The following is a 2083-nucleotide window of genomic DNA, read 5'->3' as shown; positions in this document are numbered from 1 at the left end:
GGCTGTCGCGTGGAATACCCAGCGGCCGAATCCGGTGGTGGAGGCGGTGATTGCGCGGTTTCGCTAGGGGTTGGGGTTGAGTACATATCCGTTATTTAGGTAACGGCCGCTTACGGTTCCGCTCTTACAGCGGCTCACTTTGGAAAAGCCCCAAAGTAAGCAAAGGGCTCTGCCCCGCCTGTCGGCACCTCGCCTAGGCTCGGTGTTCCCTCACTCCGGCATTGCTCCGCGGGCCGCCGCGACGGGCCATCCATGGCCCGGCGCGGCTAAACCGGCGTCCTGCCGGTTTACCCGCTCCGCAATACCTGCGTTCGGCCTCGGGCTTATTGGGGCAGTCAGATCAAAATCAAAAGCAAAAGCACAGCGGCCTCCCGGCCGGCTTGAGTGTTAAAAGCCAGATCAAAAGCCAGAGCGAAAGCCAAATCTGAAGCTGATGCAGCTCTGCTTTTCTGTGGGAGCTGGCTTGCCTGCGATGCAGACACCTCGGTCCATCAGGTACACCCAGTTGATGCTATCGCAGGCAAGCCAGCTCCCACATTTGACCGTGCCCGCTTTAGCTTTTGATTTAGCTCTTCAACACTCAAGCCGGCCGGGAGGCCGCTGTGCTCTTGTTGCTGTTGATCTTGATCTTAGGCGCCCCGTTAAACCACGCTGGCCGAACGCAGGCTTTGGAGCGTGGGTAACCTGGCAGGACGCCAGGTTAGCCGTCCTGGGCCAAGGATGGCCCATGACGGCGGCCCACGGTCCAAAGCCGGAGTGAGCAACCGTGTCGAATCTCAAGCCATTTCAGCGAAATGTTTTTGATCTCGGACCATCGCATTCAGGATCGTCAGCAGCTTTCTCATGCATGCAACCAGCGCCACTTTCTTCGTCTTCCCTGCAGCAAGCAGACGGTTGTAGAACCTCTCGATCACCGGGTTATGGCTCTTCGAGGACAAGACAGCCATGTAAAGCACACTTCGCACCTCAGCTCGACCACCCCATATCCGTCTACGTCCTTTGTACAGGCCGCTATCGCAGTTAAAAGGGGCCACACCAACCAATGCAGCCACTTGTTTGCGATTCACTTTGCCTAGCTCAGGAACCATCGCCAGCAGCGAAAGTGCGAGCACATTGCCAACACCTGAGACCTCGCGCAGCAAATCATAATTGGCCTTCCAGGCCGGCGAAGCTTTGATCGCTTCGTGCAAGTCATCGTCTGTACTTTTAAGACGCTTTTGAAGCCAGACGATATGTGCCTTGATATCCCGTCGAAGCGCCTTGAATACCGCCTGTTTCAGTCGAGACTCCTCCGCCACGATCATATCGATAAGCTGACGGCGTCTAGTCAGTAGATCTGCCAGTTCACGAGCGTGTTCATCTGGCATCTCCCGAATTTCGGGTTTGACCGCCTGAGCAAACTCCGCAATCACCTGGGCATCCAGAGCGTCGGTTTTAGCCAGCCGTCCGGTAGCCTTAGCGAAATCACGGACCTGACGGGGATTGACAACAACGACTGGTAATCCAGCAGCGCAAAGCTCGGCAGCGGCAAGCCGCTCATATCCGCCAGTTGCTTCCAGCACCACTAAAGCGGGCATCTGAGCCTTGAGATGCTTAGCTAAACGCTGGATATCTTCTGGAGTATTGAAAAACTGCTCGACTTGGCCAGTAGTGCTGACGAATGAGTCGAGCTTGTTTTTGGAAACATCAATTCCGACGAACGCAGAGTCATGGTCCATGGCGTTTTCCTCACGTCCAACCTTGCAGAATCGGGCTTTACGCCCAGGCAACCGTTCGGACTAGTTTAGAAAAGAACCTGCTTCGACCCATGCTCACTCACGATCTTGAAATCTGAGGGCACCACGGTCTGAAGCAGGTGAAAATAATCTTACAAGGGCACACCGAGCATTAGCGAGGTGCCGAGTGGTGGGGCAAGAGCGTTTTGCTTACTTTTGCGCTGTTCAAAAGTGAGCCGCTGTAAGAGCGGAACCAATACAAGCCATCACCCAAATAACGGATATGCCCCCCGTGCGGGAATTGCGTAAGTTCGCCCACGCACGCCGCGGGGGCCCCGGGGCACATCTCCCGCGCCGGCGGGCGGGGC

General features: G+C 56.2%; 1 protein-coding gene. It reads right to left on the bottom strand.

What is annotated here, in order from left to right; all coding sequences use genetic code 11:
- Positions 1–776: 776 nt before the first annotated feature.
- Positions 777–1718, bottom strand: coding sequence for an IS110 family transposase (locus tag AB0J06_RS26295; protein WP_093200084.1), 942 nt, complete (start codon positions 1716–1718; stop codon positions 777–779).
- Positions 1719–2083: the final 365 nt, after the last annotated feature.

It is taken from the genome of Micromonospora sp. NPDC049679 (assembly GCF_040659735.1).
Lineage (GTDB): Bacteria > Actinomycetota > Actinomycetes > Mycobacteriales > Micromonosporaceae > Micromonospora_I.
This window is presented reverse-complemented; position numbering and strand designations above follow the sequence as displayed.

What these genes read in the sequence shown, in the direction of transcription:
- AB0J06_RS26295 (WP_093200084.1), bottom strand. Translation starts at nt 1,718, where the DNA reads ATGGACCATGACTCTGCGTTCGTCGGAATTGATGTTTCCAAAAACAAG.